The following is a 20320-nucleotide window of genomic DNA, read 5'->3' on the forward strand; positions in this document are numbered from 1 at the left end:
CCAGCTGCTCAGGGTTCACTACGCACTGTAAAATTGTAAAAGCGCCGCGCCCACCCGGTATACGTCTTCAAACGAATTATACAGCGGTACGGGTGCAAGGCGGATGACATTCGGCTCGCGCCAGTCGGCCACTACTCCCCGCGCGGCCAGGTAGTCGAACAGCTCACGCCCGCGGTCGTGCACCAGCAGCGAGAGCTGGCAGCCGCGCTCGGCCGGGTTGGGGGGGGTAATAATTTCGAGCCGGCTGGTGGGTAAGCCGAGTTGATTGATAAGAAATTCGAGGTAGCCGGTTAGCTTCTCGCTCTTGGCCCGCAGGGCGCCTACCCCCCCCGCCCGGTCGAAGAGGTCGAGGTTGACGCGGTGCACGGCCATGGGCAGCACCTGCCCGCACGAAAGCTGCCAGCCCGCCGCGCCCGCCGCCGGCCGGAAGCCTTTCTTCATCTGGAAGCGCTCGGCCGGGTCGTTGCCCCACCAGCCGGCCAGCCGCAGCAAATCGGGCTGGTGCGCAAAGCGCTCGTGAATAAATACGCCCGACGTGCCGCCCGGCCCCGAGTTGAGGTACTTGTAGGTGCACCAACAGGCAAAGTCCACGTCCCAGTCATGCAGGTGCAGCACCACGTTGCCGGCCGCGTGGGCCAGGTCGAAGCCCACCTTGGCGCCCACCGCGTGCCCCGCCCGCGTGATGGCCGCCATATCAAACACCTGCCCCGTGTAGTAATTGATACCCCCAAAAATAACTGTAGCCAGCGAGTCGCCCAGCTCCGCTATTTTGGCGGCAATGTCTTCCGTGCGCAGGGTGTGCTCGCCGGGCCGGGGCTGCATCTCCACAATAGCCTCGGCCGGGTCGAGGCCGTGCAGGCGGGCCTGGGTTTCGAGCGCGTACTGGTCGGAGGGGAAGGCGCCGCCTTCCATCAGCACCTTGTAGCGGGTGGCGGTAGGCTGGTAAAAAGAAATAAGCAGCAGGTGCAGATTCACCGTTAGCGTGTTCATTATCACCACTTCCAGCGGCTGGGCGCCCACTACGCGGGCCGCGGATGCCGCCAGGCTGTCCTGGTAATACATCCAGGGCGACTCGCCGTGAAAGTGGCCCTCCACCGCCTTGGTTTCCCAGGCCTGAAACTCGGCCTCCACGGCGGCGCGGGCGGCGCGGGGCAGCAGCCCCAGCGAGTTGCCGCAGAAATACGCCACCGGCTGCCCATCGGGCCCCGGCGGAAAGTGGAACTCGTGGCGGAACGCTTTCAGCGGGTCGGCCGCATCCTGGGCAGTGGCAAAATCGGGCGAGGCATCGTAGGCCATAAGGGGTGGGGTAGGGAGGAGCATTCTGCAAAAATCGGCAGAAATAACCGGCTTAGCGCACACTATCGGCCGGCGGGGGGGGTAGGCGGAAAATATCGAACACCCGCCGGCCTTCTTTACCCACCCGCAGCCCGTATACGGGCGCGCCGTAGGGGTAGGGCCGCCAGTGAAAGCGATACGTAGTGAGCAGGTAATCTGCCGGGCCCGCATCGAGCACAATGGTCAGGCGAGCCTGCTCGGCGAGCGTGAGGAGATAAGAATTCATGAGCGCCGCATACTCATTGTTGCCGGTTACCCGGATATGGGGTCGCGCGTCGTGCTGCACTATCCACTCCAGTCCTTTTCGAAAGCTAAGATTCCAGTAGTCATATTCGTAGCGTAGCTCGGGGTGCGTGCCAGCAAAGGCATTGAAATACAAGCATTCGAGTGGATGTAAGCTAATCATCTCGCGGCCAATAACTACCAGGTTAACGGCCATCCCTACCCCCATTGCCAACGGCCAACTGGCCCGAAGCGCCAGCCAGGACGGCTGCCAGCGCCACGCCGCTACTAGCCCACGCAGGGCCAGCAGTAGCAGCGGCGGGTACACAAAGTACAGTTGCCGCCAGCCATCGTACAGCACCGAATGCAGCACAATTACCGCCAGCAGCGGCCCCAGGCCCAGCGCCCAAAATAGCAGGTCCTGCCACTCGCCATCGCCGGCATACAGGTGCCAGCTCCGCCGGACCAGTTGCCGCACCAGCAGCCCCAGGCTCAGGAGCAGCCCTGCCAAGTACAGCAGCGGAATGGTAATGCCCAGCCAAACCGGCGCGTAGCTCCAGGGCAGTAGCCGCACGGTGGGAATAATGCGCCCTTGGTGCAGAATGGGATAGTCCCAGTGGTAGCGGCTCATGCTGGTAAAAACCCAGGTAAAGCGAGCCCAGGGCGCCGCCCATAGGTAGGGCCAGAAAGCCACCGTAGCCAGCACCAGTAAGGTAGCATAGAGGGTTACCGCCCGGCCCACGCGCTGCCTGGTGTAGTTGCCGCTCATCGCCCGCAGGGCCAATAGTCCCAGGGTGCAGGCCGGTAGCACCACGCCTACCACTCGCACATCAATGGCCACCGCGCAGGCTAGCGCGTGCGCCACTGCCACGCTGGCGCGCGGCCGGCGCACGAGTGCAACCGCCGTAGCCATAGCTACCAGGCAGCAAGCCAAAAAAACGCCATCCTTGGTGTTGTAAAAAAAATCGGCAAACTGCCGCGGGCTAAGCACCAGCAGCAGCGCGCCCAGCAGGCCTGCCCGCCAGCTGCCCAGTCGCTGGGTAGCCAGCCAGTAAAAAGCCACTAGGCCCGCAAAACATACCAGAAAGACGCAAGTATGCCGCAAACGCAAAACGTCTTGCATCTGCGTATAGCCGCTGGCCTTCTCAATGAGGGTCATGGGCAACTCAAAGGCTACGCCATAGTCGCGGTCGCGGTAGTAAGCCAGCTGCGAGTTGCGGGGCAACGCCGCCAGCCAGGCCACCGACCGTGCCGGCCGCCACGGGGGCGGCACCAGTTGGTAGAGATAAAACAGCGAAATCTGGCCCGATTCGCGGCACGCAACTTCGTCGCCAAACGACCCATAGTCGCGCACAATGCTAAGCCCGCCAACCAACAGCAAGCTGAAAAACACCCCTACAATTGCCCGCCGGTAGCGGTCGGGCAACAGGCGAACCAGCCACAAAGAAGCTTTTGAGCTAGCTAAAGGGTGCGCGCTGGTTTCCAAACTACACTTTCTCCACTATCATGGCTACGCCCTGGCCCACGCCTACGCACATGGCTACCAGGCCATAGCGCACGCCCTCGCGGCGCTGCATCTCGTGCACCAGCGTAGCTACAATGCGTGCGCCGCTGGAGCCCAGCGGGTGGCCCATCGCAATGGAGCCGCCGTTCACATTTAGCTTGGCTACGTCAACGCCCAGCTCGCGCACCACGGCCACACTCTGCGAGGCAAAGGCTTCGTTGATTTCGAGCAGGTCCATGTCGTCCAGGGTAAGCTTGGCGCGCTCCAGCGCCTTGCGGATGGCCGGCACCGGGCCCATGCCCATAATGGAGGGGTCAACGCCCGCCACGGCCGACGAGACAATGCGCGCCATGGGCTTGAGGTTGTAGCGCGCCAGGGCGTCGTCGCTCACCAGCAGGGCGGCGGCGGCACCGTCGTTGATGCCCGCCGAGTTGCCAGCCGTCACGGTGCCGCCATCGGGCTGAAAGGCCGGCTTGAGGGTCGCTAGCTTTTCGAGAGTCGATACGCGGGGCTGCTCGTCGGTGTCAAATAGGGCCGTGTCGCCCTTGGGCTGGGGTAGGAACACCGGCACCAACTCCTTGCGAAAGCGGCCTTTTTCGGCGGCGCGGTGGTACTTGCGCTGGCTTTCGAAGGCAAAAAAATCCTGGTCCTCGCGGCTGATGTTGTACTGCTTGGCCACGTTTTCGGCCGTGTCGCCCATGGTATAGGGGTAGTGCTCGCGGGCCAGGCGCTGGTTCACGAAGCGCCAGCCCAGCGTGGTGTCGTGGGCCATAAAGTCGCGGGCAAAAGCCGTCGACGACTTGGCCATCACGAAGGGCGCACGGGTCATGCTTTCGGCCCCGCCGGCCAGGTACACATCGCCCTCGCCGCACTTGATGGCGTGAAACGCGTCGATAATACTTTGCAGGCCACTGGCGCACAGCCGGTTAACGGTGCTGCCAGGTACCGTTACGGGCAGGCCGGCCAGCAGGGAGGCCATGCGGGCCACATTGCGGTTATCCTCGCCACTCTGGTTGGCGGCGCCCATAATGACGTCTTCGACCGCGTTTTTGTCCAGGCTGGGGTTGCGGCGCAGCAGCTCGCGGAGCACGAGCGCGGCCAGGTCGTCGGGGCGAACGCTGCTGAGCGCGCCGCCAAATTTTCCAATCGGGGTGCGCACGGCATCCACGATATACGCATTGGGCATTCTACTGTATCGTTGGGGCGAAGCGAGTCCGCCGGTTGAGGGCTAATTTTGGCCTGGCTACGCACGTTGGCGCGGGCCTTTATCACAACCGCAAAGATGATACAAAGAATTCAAAGCGTTTTCCTTTTACTAGTGGCGCTGTGCATGCTCAGTATGCTGGCTCTACCCCTGTGGTACAAAGTCGATGGCCTCACCCATCAGGAGCTCACCCTCACCGCCTTTGGCTTCAGCGCCGCCAACATGGCCAAGCCCGCCTCGGCGGGCGCGGTGTGGGTAATCGCGGTGCTGGCCGTGGCCTCGGCGGCCCTGGCGGCCTACGAAATTTTTCAGTTTACTAATCGTTTCAAGCAGCTTAAGCTGGGGGCAGCCAACATTTTGCTCATCATTGCCACGTTTGGGGCGGCTTTTTACTTCTCTAACCAGGGCGAAACCTTCCTCAATCCTAAGCTCGAAGGTAAGTTTGAGCCCGCCTTCTACCTGCCTACCCTGGCCCTGTTGCTCAACCTGCTGGCCACCCGCTTCATTCGCCGCGACGAGCAATTTGTGCGCCGCAACTACGACCGCCTGCGGTAGCTGCTGCTGCCTAAAAACAGCTTACAACAAAAAGCCCCGGCTGCTCCTGGCGGCCGGGGTTTTCCATGAGGTGTGAAAGAGGTAGTTTGGTTAATTCTGGGGCTGGCCAATGAGCTGGCGCAGCGTGCGCACGCTGGAAGGAAATTGCAGCGCCTTGTACACGCGCTCAAAGTTTTGCGGGTCGCTGACGTGGGTGTAGCCAAAGCGGCCCAGCTCAATGCGCGACTCGTCGTGGGTGAAGGTTTTGACTAGCTCGGCTAGCTCGTCGGCGCGCAGGCTGCTTTCGGCGAGCGCATCAGTGGCCGCGCGCAGCCGCTCGGCATCGGTAGTGTATTGGCGTAAGTCCTGAGTCAGCTCAGCCACGTCGGCCGGGGCGAGGGGGGGTAGGCCGGCGGCGCCAGCTGGCGCCGGGTAGCTACCATCGTTGGGGTAGGTACCGGGGGTGTTGTTGTAAGTGCCCTGACCGTTATTCTGGTCATAGCCGCCTGGCTGCGCCGGGGCTATGTAGCCCCCTTGCTGGTTGGGCGCCGGTGCCGGGTAACTATTAGGTTGATTGCCGCCGGGATAGGTGGCGCGCGGGTTGTAGCCACCCTGGCCGGGCGCCGGAGCCTGGCCTTGGCCGTAATAGCCGCCCTGGCTCTGGGCAGGAGCTTGATTCTGACCGTAGTAACCGCCGCCTGGCTGACCTTGGCCGTAGTAGCCACCTTGTTGGCCCTGGCCATAATAGCCACCTTGGCCCTGCCCGTAGTAGCCGCCTTGGTTACCGTAGCCGTAGCCCGGCTGGCCAATGGGCCCTATGGCTACCTGGCGCAGCTGCGGGCCGTAGGGACTCAGCAACAACACGTAGCTCGTTTCTACGCCCGGCTGCAGCCACATGCTGGTGCGGATGCGCATTGGCGGGCCGTACCCGGTAGGCACGCTAATCTCGGCCCAGTGCCGGCCGGGCACCAGCAGCCCCACCCTAATCTGGCGGGCCACTGGGTTGGTTAGCAGCCGCCCATCCAGCACCAGGCTGAAGGGCTGGCCCTGCTCGGCCGTGATGGTGAGGTTGGCGGGCGGCGCCGCCACCGCCGGGGCAGCTATCACCCAGGCCAACAGTGTCGAAGCAGCCACCACAAGAAAGGTTTTCATGATGAGAAAGTGAAGCGCCAACCAGGAATTCTACCAGCGTACCTAGCCCATAATCCAAAGGCGTGCCAATAAAAAAGGCCTCCCATGCGGGAGGCCTTCTTCAAGCTAGCAGAGGGGGTAGGGCAGCGCTACTTGTCAATGCGCGTCACCTTAAACTCGGTGCGGCGGTTACGCTGGTACTCTTCCTCCGTTTTGGCGTCTTTCACAATGGGGCGGCTTTCGCCGTAGCCCTTGGCCGTGATGCGGCGCTTATCAATGCCTTTACTTACAATGTAAGCCACGGCCGCCTCGGCGCGCTGCTGGCTCAGCTTCAGGTTATAAGCGTCTTTGCCGCGCTGGTCGGTGTGCGAGCTCAGCTCGATGTTGATTTTCGGATTATCCTGCAAGGTCTGCACCAGCGTATCGAGGCGGATGGCCGCGTCGGGGCGAATGTTGTACTTGTCGTAATCGTAGAAAATGTCCTTCACCTCGATGGCCCGGTTCACCACTATCTTATTGAGCACTAGGGTCACGGGTAGCCGGATGTCGTTTTGCTGCTCTGGCAGCTGGTCCTGGGTGGGGTAGCGGCCTACGGTGCTCACGCTGGCGCGGGCCGTAAAGTCGCCGGGGCGGTCGGTGAGCAGCGCGTAGGTCTGGGCCGAGTCGAGCTTGGTCGAGAACTTGCCTTCCGCGTTGGTCAGCACGTCTTGCTTCTGGCCGCTGCCGCTCGTGATAGTCACCGTTTCGTTGGGCACTACCTTGTTGGTGCCGGCCTTCGTATCACGTTCTAGCACTGTGCCATCGACGTAGAACGTGACCAGCTTACGGTTCTTTTTCTTGAACGTGTACAGGTCGTCCGAGCCCTTGCCGCCCTCGCGGTTGGAAGAGAAAACGCCCGTGCCCGGTCCCGTGAAGAAGGGCGCGAAGTCGTCGGACGGGCCATTCACGCCCGGCCCCAGGTTCACCGGCTTGCCGTCTTTCACCTGAAAAATATCGAGCTTGCCGTAGCCCGGCCAGCCATCGGAGGAAAAGTACAGCGAGCCATCGGGTGCTACCCCCGGAAAGTTGTCGTTGCCCACCGAGTTGATGGTTTCGCCCAGGTTCTCAGCCGGCGAGAAGCGGCCATTCGGCCCCAGCGTGGCCTTAAACAGGTCGTTGCCGCCCTGCCCGCCCTTGCGCCCCGAGGCAAAGTAGAGCGTAGTGCCATCGGGCGCAAAAACGGGCGCGAAATCGTCGGCCGTGCGGTCGTTGATATTGGCCAGCACCGGCTCGACCCAGGCGCCGTTGCGATAGTACGAAATCCACAAGTCAACGCTGCGGTAGCCTTTTTTTGAGCCATCGTTCGAGCGGGCAAATACCATCGTTTTGCCGTCGGCCGTGTAGGTAGCGCTGGCTTGTAGCTCTTTATCGTTGTTAAACAGCGCTTCCAGCTTGCGCGGGGTGCCGCCGGTCATGGCCGCCGGGTCGTCAAACTTCTGGGCGTAGAGCGCCGTGTAGCGCTCGCCGTTGCCGGGGTAGGGCTTGCCGTCGCGGCCCGAGGCAAACACCAATTCGCCGCTATTCGGCATCCGCGCCGCCGAAAAATCAGAGTTGGGCGAGTTCACCGCGTCGAGCGGGGCTACGTCGTAGCTGGCATTGGCGCTGGCCAGGGCCTTGCTGGCAGTTGCGCTGCGGGCTTCGGCATCGGCGTGGGCGGCCAGGGTGCGGTTGGTGCCGCTTTGGGCGTAAGCGGTGAAGCGTGTGGCAGCCTCGTCAAACTTGCCGCCGGCGCGCAGCGCCTCGGCGTAGCGGTAATCCAAGTCAGCGTTGCGGGCGTTGCCATCGAGGGCGGCCTTGTAGTAAGGCTCGGCCTGGTCGAGGCGGTTGGACAAGCGGTAAGACTCGCCCAGTCGAAAATTGGCCAGGGCCGCGCCCTTGCCTTTGGTGGCATCGGCCTTGTAGAGCGGAATGGCTGCCTCGTATTCACCGCGCAAGAAGCGCTTGTCGGCCTTGCTGAGCTTGCCCGACGAGGCGCAGCCGCTGAGGGCTACGGCCGGGCCGGCAGCCCCGATAAGTACGTATTTTCTGAAGGACGAGTAACGAATGGGGAGAGCCATGCAGCCGAAAAAAGCAAGTCAATGGTTTAAGTAGGCAATAATACAACGGTTTGGGCTGGCTCATTAGTGCCGCCGCCGTAGCCTAACCCTTAAAATAGCCGGATAGCCAGGTTTGACCGGCCGGCGCCGGCCAATGGTCGTCCAGTTCGCCCTTCGTCGTCACCGTATTATTGAAGTACAGCGTGTCGGGGCCTACCTGCCCAGCGGCGATGGCCGCGCGCAGCTCGCGGCGCGTCAGCATTTGCAGCTCGCCTTCGTTCAAAAAGGCCATCTGCGATTTTTCGAGCAGCCCTACCCCTAGCGTTTGCTCCAGCTCGCGCACGAAGCGCACCGAGGCGTCGATGGAGCAGCCGCTGGCACCGGCCGCCGCCTCATCGAGCCCAATCACCAAAAACTGCCGGTGCAGAAACTGCGCCGACGCTAGCAATTGCTGCCCGTGGCTCGTCCACTCCTCGGCAAACGCGGCCAGGCGCGGCAGCAAACCTACTAGCTCGGCCTCCGTCAGCGGGCGGCTGGCTTGGTAAACCCACACGCGGGCGCGGGCGGGCAAGTTATCAAAAGCAACATTCATAAATCACGGATTACGCGGATTTTAGCGGATTTCACGGATTTTGTGGGCGATTAATACAGGCCTACTGATACGTGATGCCGCCACTGCGCGGCACACAAAGGTTAAGCCAGATGCAGGCTATTAGTTTTTGCCAACTACTATTCTGCCAGGGCCTTTCTTACGGTTAATGTCGCCCACAAAATCCGTGAAATCCGCTAAAATCCGCGTAATCCGTGATTTTTAGGCGTTGAGGCCTTCCGCGCTGGCTACCAGCTCGGCCAGGTCAAATACCTGGACGTTAGCCTCCTGCTCTTTGTTTTTCATGCCATCACTCATCATGGTCATGCAGAAAGGGCAGCTCACGGCAATGATGCTGCCTTGCAGGCTGTGCTCGCCGGGCGCGGCGCGCTCGGTTTCTACCCCCCGCAGGTTGTCCAGGGCTGCGGCCTGGCCGCTGAGCGTGGCCAGGGCCTCCTCGGTGCGCTCGATGTTGATGTCCTTTTTGCCGGGCTCGGGCTCTTTCCACATTTGGGCGCCGCCCGCGCCGCAGCACAGGCCGTTGGCTTTGCTGCGCTTCATCTCCACCAGGTCGGCGTCGAGAGCGGCCAGCACGTCGCGCGGGGCCTCGTAGATGTTATTGGCGCGGCCCAGGTAGCACGAGTCGTGAAACGTAATGCGGCGGCCCTGGAAGCTTTCGCCACCCTTCACCGCCACTTTGCCTTCATTAATAAGCTGTTGCAGGTACGTGCTGTGGTGAATCACCTCATACTCGCCGCCCAGCGCCGGGTACTCGTTCTTAATGGTGTTGAAGCAGTGCGGGCAGGCCGTCACGATTTTCTTGATGCCGTAGCCGTTCATCACCGTGATGTTCTGCATGGCCTGCATCTGAAACAGAAACTCGTTGCCGGCGCGCTTGGCAGGGTCGCCGGTGCAGCTTTCCTCCAGGCCCAGCACCGCGTAGTCGGTGCCCACGTGCTCCAGAATGCGGGCAAAGGCGCGCGTCACGCGCTTGTACCGGTCGTCGAAGGCCCCGGCGCAGCCCACCCAAAACAAGATTTCGGGCACTTTGCCCTGCGCCGCGAGGTCGGCCACAGTCGGCACGGTGAGTTGGCGCTTGGCCGGGGGGGTAGGGATAATAGGCGTCATACTAAATAAAATCTATTGCTTGTTATTCGTTGTCAGATAGTTACACAGTTGCTTTCTCGGCCACGTACAGCTCGTCGGCCCAGTTGAGCCGGTCGGAGGGCGAGAAAGCCCACGGCGCGCCGTTGTTTTCGATATTGGAGAACATGACGTTCAGCGAGTTGGGCGCCGCCGACTCTTCCAGTACCAGGAAGCGGCGCATCTCGATAATACTCTCCAGCGGGTTGATATTTACCGGGCAGCTCTCTACGCAGGCATTGCAGGTGGTGCAGGCCCACAGCTCCTCGGGCGTCACTTTGCCGCGCAGCAGCGTGGCCGCCATCAGGTCCGTAACGGGCTCGTGTTTAGCCTCTTCGCCGTAAATATTGGGCTGAAAGATGAGCGGCGAGTTATACTTTTCCTCCACCCGGTCGCGCGTGTCCATGATGATTTTGCGCGGCGAAAGCAGCTTGCCCGTCAGGTTGGCCGGGCACACCGAGGTGCAGCGCCCGCACTCGGTGCACGAGTACGCATTCATGATGGCCGTCCAGGGCAAATCCTCCACATCCTTGGCGCCGAAGGGGGTAGGAGCCAGCGCCGAGCCATCGGGGCCCACCGGGGGGGTAGGCACCTCGTAGCTCGGGTCCATCATGGCCTTCACCTCGTGGGTGATGCTTTCCACGTTCGAAAACTGCCCCTGCGGCACCAGCCGCGAGTACCACACATTCGGAAACGCCAGAATAATGTGGAAATGCTTGGAGCTGGGCAGGTAGTTAAGAAACAGCAAGATACCGGTAATGTGCGCCCACCAGCCCACGCGCTCCAGCAGGTGCAGCGTGCCTTTGTCGGTGGGCAGCAGGCCCGTGAGGAAGTGGCTGACGGGGTAGGCGCCCGGCAAAAACTTTCCCTCCAGCTGGTGGAGCTTAAGGTCGGCCGAGTTCATCAGAAACAGCGCCACCATGAGCACTACCTCCACGTAGAGAATGATGTTGGCATCGAGCTTGGGCCAGGCGCGCAACTCGATGCCCGTGAAACGCCGCACCGGCGGCTGGTGGTTGCGCCGCCACCAGAACGCGGCTACCGCGATGATTACCAGCGCGCCCAGCGTCTCGTTCACGGCCACCAGGCCGTCGTATAGCGGCCCCAGCAGCCCCAAAAAGCGGTGCGTGCCAAACAAGCCATCCACCACAATCTCAATTACTTCGACATTAATAACCAGAAAGCCCACGTACACGATGAGGTGCAAAAAAGCGGGCGTCAGGCGCTTAAACATTTTTTGCTGACCAAAGGCCACCAGCAGCGTTTTGCGGAAGCGCTCGGCGGCGTGGCCGCTCATGTCGCGCTCGCGCCCGACGAGGATATTGGCCCGGATTTTTCGGACCTGCCAGGCAAACAGGCCGAAGGCTGCCAGCAATAGCAGCGCGAAAAGAATGGGTTGCAGCATGTGGGTAAAGGTAAGCCAGCGGGGTGGGATGAGGCTGCAATTTAGTAGGCATGACGACTACTTTGCAGTAAAAGCAGGAGGTAATAGATTTTTTTTACGCAATTTCTTGCAGCATTACGGGTTTTTCGTACCTTTGCGCTCCCAAGCCGCTCACCGGGCCTGGGAAAACCTCGGCAACATAGCTCAGTTGGTAGAGCACAGCACTGAAAATGCTGGTGTCGTTGGTTCGATTCCAACTGTTGCCACGAAAAAAGGCCCTGCTTTCTCTTTGAAAGCGGGGCCTTTTTTTATGCCTGCTTTTGGGGTTCGCAGCGGTTCGCCCCGCTGGAAGGGGGTAGGAGCTTGCAGTATTTTGTGTAGCAGAAGCACGGGTTTGTATAACTGCTGGAACGTGCAGAGGGCGGACTTTTGCTGTGGCAAGCTGTTCAACTTTCAGCCGTCCATTGTTCCTCCAATCTCCGCTTCGGTATGAGCCTTACTAATTTTCGCACGCTGGGCCGCTCGGGCCTGGTAGTCAGCCCGCTTGCGCTGGGCACCATGACGTTTGGCACCGCTCGCTGGGGCTCGGCCGACGATGTTTCGCGCGCCGTATTTGATGCCTATGTAGAGGCCGGCGGCAATTTTATTGACACCGCCGACGTGTACGCCGGGGGCCGCAGCGAGGAAATGGTGGGCCAGTACGTGGCCGAGCGCGGCCTGCGCGACCAGCTGGTGCTGGCCACGAAGTTTGGCTTTGGGGCGCAGGCGGGCAACCCGCACGCCAGCGGCAACGGCCGCAAGCACATCTACCAGGCCCTGGAAGGCTCGCTGCGTCGCCTCAAAACCGACTACGTGGACTTGTACTGGCTGCACGTCTGGGACACGGTGACGCCCGTGGAGGAAGTGCTGCAAACGCTGGGCGACCTCGTGCGGGCCGGCAAAATCCGCTATTTCGGCTTTTCCGATATGCCGGCCTGGTTTGCCACTAAGGCGGCCACGCTGGCCGCCGCCCACGCCGTGCCGGGGCCCATTGCCATGCAGCTGGAATACTCGCTGGTGGCGCGCCGCATTGAGGGCGAGCACCTGCCCGCCGCCCGCGACCTGGGCCTGGGCCTCACGCCCTGGAGCCCGCTGGCGGCCGGCTTCCTGGCCGGTAAGTACGAGCGCCCCACCAGCGGCGGCAAGCCTAGCGGCGAAGGCCGGCTCAGCGGCCCCAACCCGTTTGGCGACATGAAATTTACGGAGCATAACTGGCGCATACTCGATGCCCTGCGGCCGGTGGCAGCCGCGCTGGGCTGCTCGCCGGCGCAGGCGGCCCTGGCCTGGGTGGCGGCCCAGCCGGGCGTTACGGCGCCCATCATCGGGGCCAGCCGGGTGGCGCAGCTGCACGACAACCTGGCCGCGCTCGACGTGCGCTTCAGCCCCGAGCAGCTGCGCGCGCTCGACAATGCCAGCATTCAGGACCCTTTCTACGACCGGATGTGGACGCTGATGAAGGGCGCCGTGTTTGGCAAGAATGCCGTGCAGGGCTGGGGTGAGCCGGGTAGCAGGGGGTAGGGGGCGGCGTTTTGTGTAGCAGAAACGCGGGTTTGTATAGGCCCGGCCGCGGGCGGGTGGCGGACCTTTGTAAGGTCAAAAGGGATTACGTATTCCCGTTATAAACCACACAAAATGAGCACTATCAAACAAGTGGCTTTGGGCACCCAGGGCCTGCGCGTATCGGTCGAGGGCCTGGGCTGCATGGGCATGACGGGCATGGCCTCGGGTGCCATGAGCGTGTACGGCACCGCCGACGAAGCCGAGAGCATTGCCACCATTCACCGCGCCCTGGAACTGGGTGTGACCATGCTCGACACGGCCGACATCTACGGCCCACTCGAAAATGAGCGCCTGGTGGCCAAAGCCGTGGCCGGTAAGCGCGACCAGTATACCATCGCCACCAAATTCGGCTTCGAGGTGGACAATGCGGGCCACATGACCAATGCCCTGAACGGCCGGCCCGACTACGTGCGCAAGTCCATTGAGCGGTCGCTACAGAACCTGGGCACCGACTACGTAGACTTGTACTACCTGCACCGCCTCGACCCGGCTATCCCCATTGAGGACACGGTAGGGGCCATGAGCCGGCTCGTGGAGGAAGGCAAGGTGCGCTACCTGGGCCTGAGCGAAGTGCCGGGCGACATCATCCGCCGGGCGCACGCCGTGTACCCGATTTCGGCCCTCGAAACTGAGTATTCGCTCTTCGACCGCCGCCCCGAAGAAGAGGATATCCTGGCTACTACGCGGGAGCTGGGCATCGGCTTCGTGGCCTACTCGCCGCTGGGCAGGGGCTTTTTATCGGGCGAGATTACCTCGCCCGATGACTTCGCGTCCGATGATTTTCGCCGCTTTTTCCCGCGCTATCAGGGCGAGAATTTCTATAAAAACCTGGCGCTGGTTGAAAAGCTCCAGGCCCTGGCCGCTACCAAAGGCATGACCGCCGCGCAGTTGGCCCTGGCCTGGGTGCTGGCCCAGGGCGTGGTTGCCATTCCTGGCACCCGGCGGCGTAAAAACCTGGAAACCAATGTCACCGCTGCCGGTATTGTCCTGAGCTCAACCGAGCTGGCCGAGTTAGATGCTATTCTGCCGGTGGGCAGTGCCGTGGGCGCGGCTTATCCCGAAGGCTAGTTTTTTCTTCGGAATAGAGTTGCTCAAGCGAACGTCATTCCGCGGCAAGCTCGGAATGACGTTCGCTTGAGCAACTCCTTTGGGGACAAACAAGTACACAGCAATCAGCCATGAAGAAAGATTTTCGCACGCTGGCCACCGTCACGGACTACACCCGGTTTTATGGGTTGCCCGCGCCGACGCATCCGCTGCTGACGCTCATTGATTTGGGGAGCGCCCGCGAGCAGGCGAGCGGCCCGTTGCTACCCCCCCTCACCGACCCGGTGGTGCCGCAGCTCTACACTATTTTTCTGAAGCGCGGCCTGGATGGCCCGCTTTATTACGGGCGCCAGACGTATGATTTTCGGGAGGGCGTGCTGGGCTTTTCGGCTCCCGGCCAGGTGTTTCAGGCCGATGCCCGCTTGGCGGCTTCCCAGGTAACGGGCTGGATGCTAGTGTTTCATCCCGATTTGCTGCGCACTTACCCGCTGGCCCAGAAAATGGCGGGCTACGGCTTTTTTGCCTACGATGTGCACGAAGCCCTGCACTTGTCGGCGCAGGAAGAAACAATGCTCGACGGCCTGCTTGGGGGCCTCAAAAGTGAGTGCGAGCGCCCCATCGACTCCTTTAGCCAGGACGTGCTCATCGCGCAGCTTGAGCTGCTGCTGAGCTACGCCAACCGCTTCTACCACCGCCAGTTTCTGACCCGCCGCACGGCCGAGCACGACCTGCTGAGCCGCTTCGAGGCGCTGCTCACTGGTTATTTTTCGGCCGATGCGGGCCACCTGCCCACCGTGCAGCACTTTGCCGACGCGCTCAGCGTGTCGCCGGCCTACCTCAGCGATATGCTGCGCACGCTCACCGGCCAAAGCACCCAGCAGCACATCCACCATGCCCTCATCGAGCGGGCCAAGCAGCTGTTGCTCAGCACGTCGCTCACCATCAACGAAACAGCATTCCGGCTGGGCTTCGAGTATCCGCAGTACTTCACGCGGCTTTTCAAAAGCAAGACGGGGCAGACGCCAGCCGCCTTCCGGTTTTCGGCCCAGTAAGCACTTTTTTTAGAGGAACGGACATTACATTGAAAACAAAGCCCTATAAGTCAAGTAGAAAGCTAACAGCTAACAGCTAACAGCTAACAGCTAACAGCTAACAGCTAACTAAAGGGGGGTAGGGGCGGGGCGCAGCAGCTTATCGGCCCCCACGGCCAGCAGCGCGCCGGCCACCGGGCCCACTACGTAGACCCAGGCTGATGCTAGGTGGCCGCTCACCAGGGCCGGGGCCAGCGAGCGAATAGGGTTCATGGAGGCGCCCGAGAGCGGGCCGCCCACCAGCGCCTCCAGCGCCACCGTGGCCCCGATGGTGATGCCCGCCAGCAAGCCCTGCTCGTGCGAGCCGTAGGCCACTTGCAACACAACGAGCATCAGCCAGAAGGTGAGGCCGATTTCGACGCCTAGCGCCACGCCTACGCCGTGGCTGGGCAGCGTGGCCCCCAGCGCCGAGCCGGCCGGGGCCAGCGGCAGCAACAGGGCACTGCCCAATAGCCCGCCTAGCACCTGCGCCGCCACGTAGGGCAGCACCTGGCGGCCCTCAAACCGGCCCGCCACCCAAAAAGCCACCGTCACGGCGGGGTTAAGATGGGCGCCGCTCACGGGCCCGAAAGCCTGAATCAAAATCAATACTATCAGGCCAAAAGCCAGCGACACGCCGCCGTGGCCGATGGCACTCGTCAGGTCGTCTACGACAATGGCACCGGTGCCGAACAGTAGGAGGCCGGCCGTGCCGAGCACTTCGGCAAATAACGCGCGCGTAAAAGCACTCATGCGCAGGGGTAGGGAAAAGGAATAAGCTGGGTCCAAAGCTACGTAAGTGCCCGGCCCGGCAGATTTTCCCTACCCCCCGCCGCCATGGCCAACGCGGCTAACGACCCCGAATCTGGTCGAATAGGCTGATTTTGCGCTTGATGAACACGTAGCGAATAGAGAACGCCGTGGGAAAGCGGGCGTAGTCGTCGCTGCCAAACTCCAGGCTGGGCTTGAAATCGAAGCTGAGCGCAACGGGTAGAAAGGCCACTTTGTACTCAACGCCCACAATGCCATCGAGGCCGCTGAAGGCGCCCGAGTCCTTGTTGTGGCCCAGGTGCCCACCCGCGCCGAAGTAGTAGTTGAGGCTCGGCCCTAAAATACCAAAGTGATACTCGCCCAGCACCGTGCCGCTGTACTCGCGCGTGCCCAGCCCCGCAATACCCTCAATGGTGACGCGTGGCGCCACCAGCTGCTGCACCGTGATGCCGTAGTTGCCGCCGCCCAAGCGCACCCCGGCGGCCGTGATGTATTTCTGCGCGGCGGCGGGCCGGCTCAGGGCTAGCACTAAACCCAGATTAGCTATAATGAAACGAACTGACATACGGGGCTCTAACGCAACGACCCTGCCAAAGGGCCAAACTGGGCTGTATAAACGCACGGCGGCCTGCGGCTAGTACGTGGGGGAAGCTGAACCGCAGGGCGTGCAAAATTCCGGCTTTTACGACCTTTTTTCGGCTGCTAACGTCTGTTAGCCGGAACTTTGCCCGTAATTTCTCTATCTCCCCCTACCCCCTACCCCTCCGTGTACTTGCACCACGTGGCCGCCTATCTACCGGTGGCCGTCGTTACGAACGAACATTTTACCCGGCTCAACGGCCTGGCGTCGGACTGGATAATTGAGCGAACCGGCATCCGGGAGCGTCGCAAGGCAGCCAGCGACGAGAACGCCAATACGATGGCTATCGCAGCCACGCGGGCACTTTTAGCGGAGATACCAGCTTTCGACGCTGCTAGTATCGACCTCATCGTGGCGGGCACCTACACGCCCCACGATACTATCTACACGGCCGCCCACGCCGTGCAGCGCGAGCTGAACATCAACGAGATACCGGTAGTGAGCATCTCGTCGGCCTGCTCGTCGCTGCTCAATGCCGTGGAGATTGTGGAGGGCTACTTTGCCCTTGGTAAAGCCAGCCGCGCGCTGGTGGTGGTGAGCGAGCATAACACGGCCTACAACAACGAGGAGGATACCATGGCCGGCCACCTCTGGGGCGACGGTGCGGCGGCCCTGCTCTTCACCAAGGAGCCCCTGGCCCCCGGCGACCTGCATGTAGTGCAGGTGCTCACGGGCGGCGCCGCCCCCATGGGCAAGGCCGACGAGGCCGTAACCCTCAAGCCCGTTGACAAAGGCATCGTGATGCCCTACGGCCGCGACGTGTTTCAGCAGGCCTGCACCTACATGGCGCGCATTACGCAGCAATTGCTCGATGCGCACCAGCTGCCGGTAGCTGAGCTGAGCTACCTCATTCCGCACCAGGCCAACCTGCGCATCTCGGCCAACGTGGTGAAGCAGCTGGGCCTCGACCCGGCCCGCGCCGTCAACAACATTGACCGCCTCGGCAATACCGGTTGCGCGGGGGCCGCCATTGGCCTAGCCGAAATCTGGTCTAAAATCAAGGCGGGCGATAAAATTATTATCACCGTTTTCGGCGGTGGCTACTCCTACGGCGCCATGCTGCTGGAAAAGCCTGTGTAGGGTAAGCTTTAGCTTGCCATAAGTTCTTAAAGAATAGTGCATTAATCCCCATTCGGCAAGCTAAAGCTTACCCTACACTTTATGCTGCCGCCTGCCGTTGCTTTTCTACCCGAAATCACCTTTCAGACCAGCCGGGCTAGCGGGCCGGGCGGGCAGAATGTGAACAAGGTGGAAAGCCGCGTGGAGCTGCGCTGGCACCTGCAAGCCTCGCAGGTGCTCACGGAGGCGCAAAAAGCCCTCATCCTCGAAAAGCTGGCCCCGCAGCTCACCACCGAGGGCCTGTTGCTGCTGGTGGCTCAGGACGACCGCAGCCAACTGCGCAACAAGGAAATTGTGCTCACGCGGTTTCACCAGTTGCTCGACAAAAGCCTGCGCCGCCCCAAGCCGCGCCGCGCCACGCGCCCCAGTGCCGGCGCCGTGCGCAAGCGCCTGGAGGGCAAGAAAATCCAGAGTGATAAAAAGGCTAACCGCCGCCGCCCCGACTAGCCCTTACGCCACGCGGCCCACGCTACGCGGGGTAGCATGGGCCGGCAGGGTAGGAAAAGAGGGGGTAGCACAGCCGCAGGGTAGGCAGGCAACGCCTGGTAGCTGGCAAGTAGAAGCGGATAAGTGCGTTTTCGTAGCTAGAAAGGCTGAAGGAAGTAACTCAGTGAGAATAAGCCGCTACCCTACTTGCGTAGGCTTGTTCCCCCTCGTTTTCCACTGCAAAGGACCTGCTAGGCCTCCAGCTTTGCTAACGTAGAAATACCTGTTTTTTGAAAAACAGGTATTTCTACGTGCTTTCCCGGCCCGTCTAGTTATCGAGCAGGCCGTGCCGCACGGCGTACACCACCAGGCCGGCCGCGTTGGGGGCGTGGGTTTTTTCGAGCAGCTTTTGGCGGTGGCCCTCGGCAGTGCGGCGGCTGATAAAAAGCTTTTCGGCGATTTCGGAAGCGGTGCAGCCCTTGCAAATGAGGTTGAGCACCTCGTGCTCGCGGGCGGTGAGCTGCACTAAGTCGGGCTGGGTGGGGGTAGGGGTGCGCTCGGGGTGCTGCACGCCCCGGATGAGCGCCCGCGAAATGCGCGGCGTGAAGTAGTAGCCCGTGCTCAATACTTCTTCGATGGTGGTCCGCAGCTGGTCCTGGTCCACATCCTTGGGCAGGTAGCTGCGCGCGCCCAGCTTCATCATCTGGGTGATGTACTTATCGGCCGAAAACATAGAGAGCACGATAATACGCAGGTCGGGAAACTCCTGCAAGAGCTGGCGCGCGGCCTCGGTGCCGTCTATGTTAGGCATTTGCAGGTCGAGCAGCAAAATGTCGGGTAGGCGCTGGCGGCACAGCACCTGAAGCTCGGCTAGCTCGCCGGCTTCTACCACTTCCTCCACAAAGGGCAGCGCCTGCAAAATGTAGCGCATTCCCTGGCGGAATAGCTGGTGGTCGTCGAGCAGCGCAATCTGAATGGCGGCGATAGAAGTTGACATAGAGCGGGTGGGCTAGGTAGTAGCAGTAGTAGTAGCGGGCAGCGTGTCGAGCTCGATAAGCGTGCGGGTGCCCTGGCCGGGCGCCGACTGCTGGCTGAAGCGGGCGTGCAGCATGCGCACGCGCACCTCGATGCCGCGCAGGCCCACGCCCCCCGAGGCCGGCCGCAGGTGCGTCAGGGCTTCGGGGTCGAAGCCAATGCCGTCGTCGGCCACGGTCAGGGTGAGGTGCGGGCCCGCCTGGTGCAGGCGCACGTCGAGCTGGGTGGCGCCGTGGGCATGCTTCTGCGCATTATGAATCAGCTCCTGGCAGATGCGGTAGAGCGCTAGCTCCTGGGTGAGGGGTAGGGGCTGCGGATACTCGATGGCCAGCTCCACGGGCAGCGTGCCGGCCTCGTTGCTCACATCGGCCAGGTGCTGCAAGGCTTCGGCCAGGCCAAAGCGGTCGAGCACGGCCGGGTACAGGCTGTGCGAGATGCTGCGCACATCCTGCACCGAGTTGCCCAAGATGTCCTTTATCATCTTGAGCAGGTTTGCCGAGTCGTCGGTCGGGCCGCTGCTGCCGAGGCGGCCGGCCAGCAGCTTGGCCGTAGCCAGCGTCGAGCCGATGCCGTCGTGCAGGTCGCGCCCAATGCGCTCGCGCTCGTGTTCCTGGGCGTCGATAACGGCTGCCAGCAGCTGCTGCTGGTACTCGGCCTCGGCCGCACGCAGCCGCAGCTGCTGTTGCAGCAGCCGCTTCTGATACGTGACGATAAACAGCACCAGCGCTACCGCCGCAAGCAGCATGATGCTGATGCCGCCCATCAGCAGCTGGCCAAACGCTAATTCAGGGGGCGAATCCATAGGGCCACAAGGTAGCAGCTATACAACACAGCTAAAAGCAGCGCGTGGAAGTCCCAAATGTGTAAGTTCAGCTGGTGAGAGTAGTGCGTGAGTAGAAAATTGCTGAATAAATAAATTTGAGACTTGCCCAAGTGATTGATAACCAGGCCTACTGATACCCAAAACATGGGTTCTCGCTCAAGCTGCGTCACGCGTAGCTCGTGCAGCAGTTTGCGGAAATAGAGGGCTACCAGCCCGAGTATCAACAGGCTTTCTATCAGCTGCAGCGCCGGCTTAAAGCGCGCTACCTCGGGTGCAAGCAGAAAATCGAGCGCGCAGTACGCCACAAAGGCACCCGCCAGCCACGGCCGCACCCGCGAAAACTCGGGGTAGTGCAGCGTTTTGTCGTACACCAGCGCCAGCAGCCAAAGCTCACCGGCGATAAAAAGGGGGTTTATAAATAAGTTAGGCTTGTGATAAGTGTGTAGGGTATAAGTAATTACTTCTGTTATTACTTCTAAGCCAACCAAGCCTACCAAATAGCGCAGGTTGGTTGGCAGCTGCCGAAAGCGCCAACTGCCAACCAACACTGATAAGGCTAAGATAATATAGGCAATGAATACTATTGTATCAAGCATAAAGAACCTTCGCGAAAAATGCATTTATCCGCTTTTTACCAACTAGTTAGGGCAGGGGGTGCGGTTAATAAAT

At 61.5% G+C, this 20320-nt stretch carries 19 protein-coding genes and 1 tRNA gene; 7 read left to right on the forward strand and 13 right to left on the reverse strand.

From position 1 onward, the window contains the following. Positions 1-18: 18 nt before the first annotated feature. Genes kynU through E4631_RS08450 form a run of 3 tightly spaced genes read right to left on the reverse strand, consistent with a single transcriptional unit; the run spans position 19 to position 4247 of the window. Positions 19-1320 carry a kynureninase gene (gene kynU, locus E4631_RS08440; protein WP_240734771.1) on the reverse strand — a complete coding sequence of 434 codons (1302 nt, stop codon included), beginning with the start codon at positions 1318-1320 and terminating at the stop codon, positions 19-21. Positions 1321-1348: 28 nt separating this feature from the next. Next, the gene (locus E4631_RS08445) at positions 1349-3001 is read right to left on the reverse strand and encodes a hypothetical protein (RefSeq protein ID WP_133659660.1); all 1653 of its coding nucleotides are present in this window, start codon (positions 2999-3001) and stop codon (positions 1349-1351) included. A gap of 43 nt (positions 3002-3044) precedes the next feature. Beyond that, the gene (locus E4631_RS08450) at positions 3045-4247 is read right to left on the reverse strand and encodes an acetyl-CoA C-acyltransferase (protein ID WP_133659661.1); all 1203 of its coding nucleotides are present in this window, start codon (positions 4245-4247) and stop codon (positions 3045-3047) included. 96 nt (positions 4248-4343) lie between these two features. Here E4631_RS08450 and E4631_RS08455 point away from each other — a divergent pair, with 96 nt between their 5' ends. Continuing rightward, on the forward strand, positions 4344-4820 hold the full coding sequence (locus E4631_RS08455) for a DUF4293 domain-containing protein (RefSeq protein WP_133659662.1): 477 nt from the start codon (positions 4344-4346) through the stop codon (positions 4818-4820). Positions 4821-4910: 90 nt separating this feature from the next. Here E4631_RS08455 and E4631_RS08460 read toward each other — a convergent pair whose 3' ends face one another. The 5 genes from E4631_RS08460 to E4631_RS08480 form a co-directional block, all read right to left on the reverse strand. Then, the gene (locus E4631_RS08460) at positions 4911-5951 is read right to left on the reverse strand and encodes a DUF4476 domain-containing protein (protein WP_133659663.1); all 1041 of its coding nucleotides are present in this window, start codon (positions 5949-5951) and stop codon (positions 4911-4913) included. A 128-nt stretch (positions 5952-6079) separates the two neighbouring features. After that, positions 6080-8026: an OmpA family protein gene (locus E4631_RS08465; RefSeq protein WP_133659664.1), complete on the reverse strand. Its 1947-nt coding sequence runs from the start codon at positions 8024-8026 to the stop codon at positions 6080-6082. Between the two features lie 82 nt (positions 8027-8108). Next, positions 8109-8597: a hypothetical protein gene (locus E4631_RS08470; protein ID WP_133659665.1), complete on the reverse strand. Its 489-nt coding sequence runs from the start codon at positions 8595-8597 to the stop codon at positions 8109-8111. Positions 8598-8816: 219 nt separating this feature from the next. Further along, the gene (locus E4631_RS08475; protein WP_133659666.1) at positions 8817-9722 is read right to left on the reverse strand and encodes a (Fe-S)-binding protein; all 906 of its coding nucleotides are present in this window, start codon (positions 9720-9722) and stop codon (positions 8817-8819) included. Positions 9723-9762: 40 nt separating this feature from the next. Then, positions 9763-11142 carry a (Fe-S)-binding protein gene (locus E4631_RS08480; protein WP_133659667.1) on the reverse strand — a complete coding sequence of 460 codons (1380 nt, stop codon included), beginning with the start codon at positions 11140-11142 and terminating at the stop codon, positions 9763-9765. 172 nt (positions 11143-11314) lie between these two features. On the opposite strand from E4631_RS08480, the gene E4631_RS08485 reads away from it, so the two are divergent. The 4 genes from E4631_RS08485 to E4631_RS08500 all read left to right on the forward strand — a co-directional run bounded on the left by E4631_RS08485 (position 11315) and on the right by E4631_RS08500 (position 14819). Beyond that, positions 11315-11387 (forward strand) — tRNA-Phe (locus E4631_RS08485). 223 nt (positions 11388-11610) lie between these two features. Continuing rightward, entirely contained in the window at positions 11611-12678 is a 1068-nt protein-coding gene (locus E4631_RS08490; protein ID WP_133659668.1) for an aldo/keto reductase, read from the forward strand. Positions 12679-12792: 114 nt separating this feature from the next. After that, positions 12793-13788: an aldo/keto reductase gene (locus tag E4631_RS08495; protein ID WP_133659669.1), complete on the forward strand. Its 996-nt coding sequence runs from the start codon at positions 12793-12795 to the stop codon at positions 13786-13788. A gap of 110 nt (positions 13789-13898) precedes the next feature. Then, a complete protein-coding gene (locus E4631_RS08500; RefSeq protein WP_133659670.1) occupies positions 13899-14819 on the forward strand; it encodes an AraC family transcriptional regulator in 921 nt (306 codons plus the stop codon). 108 nt (positions 14820-14927) lie between these two features. Here E4631_RS08500 and E4631_RS08505 read toward each other — a convergent pair whose 3' ends face one another. Both E4631_RS08505 and E4631_RS08510 read right to left on the reverse strand, forming a co-directional pair. Further along, positions 14928-15590, reverse strand: a complete 663-nt coding sequence (locus E4631_RS08505; protein ID WP_133659671.1) for an MIP/aquaporin family protein — start codon at positions 15588-15590, stop codon at positions 14928-14930. A 97-nt stretch (positions 15591-15687) separates the two neighbouring features. After that, positions 15688-16173, reverse strand: coding sequence for a hypothetical protein (locus tag E4631_RS08510; RefSeq protein WP_133659672.1), 486 nt, complete (start codon positions 16171-16173; stop codon positions 15688-15690). Positions 16174-16374: 201 nt separating this feature from the next. On the opposite strand from E4631_RS08510, the gene E4631_RS08515 reads away from it, so the two are divergent. Next, positions 16375-17328: a 3-oxoacyl-ACP synthase III family protein gene (locus E4631_RS08515; RefSeq protein ID WP_133659766.1), complete on the forward strand. Its 954-nt coding sequence runs from the start codon at positions 16375-16377 to the stop codon at positions 17326-17328. Positions 17329-17409: 81 nt separating this feature from the next. Beyond that, positions 17410-17814: an alternative ribosome rescue aminoacyl-tRNA hydrolase ArfB gene (gene arfB, locus E4631_RS08520; RefSeq protein WP_133659673.1), complete on the forward strand. Its 405-nt coding sequence runs from the start codon at positions 17410-17412 to the stop codon at positions 17812-17814. Between the two features lie 307 nt (positions 17815-18121). On the opposite strand, the gene E4631_RS08525 is transcribed toward arfB, so the two are convergent. From E4631_RS08525 to E4631_RS08535, 3 genes are read right to left on the reverse strand one after another with little or no spacing between them, the layout of a single operon-like run. Continuing rightward, positions 18122-18790 carry a response regulator transcription factor gene (locus E4631_RS08525; RefSeq protein WP_133659674.1) on the reverse strand — a complete coding sequence of 223 codons (669 nt, stop codon included), beginning with the start codon at positions 18788-18790 and terminating at the stop codon, positions 18122-18124. A gap of 12 nt (positions 18791-18802) precedes the next feature. Continuing rightward, a complete protein-coding gene (locus tag E4631_RS08530; RefSeq protein ID WP_133659675.1) occupies positions 18803-19630 on the reverse strand; it encodes a sensor histidine kinase in 828 nt (275 codons plus the stop codon). Further along, on the reverse strand, positions 19609-20247 hold the full coding sequence (locus E4631_RS08535; RefSeq protein ID WP_133659676.1) for a hypothetical protein: 639 nt from the start codon (positions 20245-20247) through the stop codon (positions 19609-19611). The genes E4631_RS08530 and E4631_RS08535 overlap by 22 nt, the downstream gene beginning before the upstream one ends. Positions 20248-20320: the final 73 nt, after the last annotated feature.

This window comes from Hymenobacter sp. UV11 (assembly GCF_004684095.1).
In the GTDB taxonomy this organism is placed as follows: domain Bacteria; phylum Bacteroidota; class Bacteroidia; order Cytophagales; family Hymenobacteraceae; genus Hymenobacter.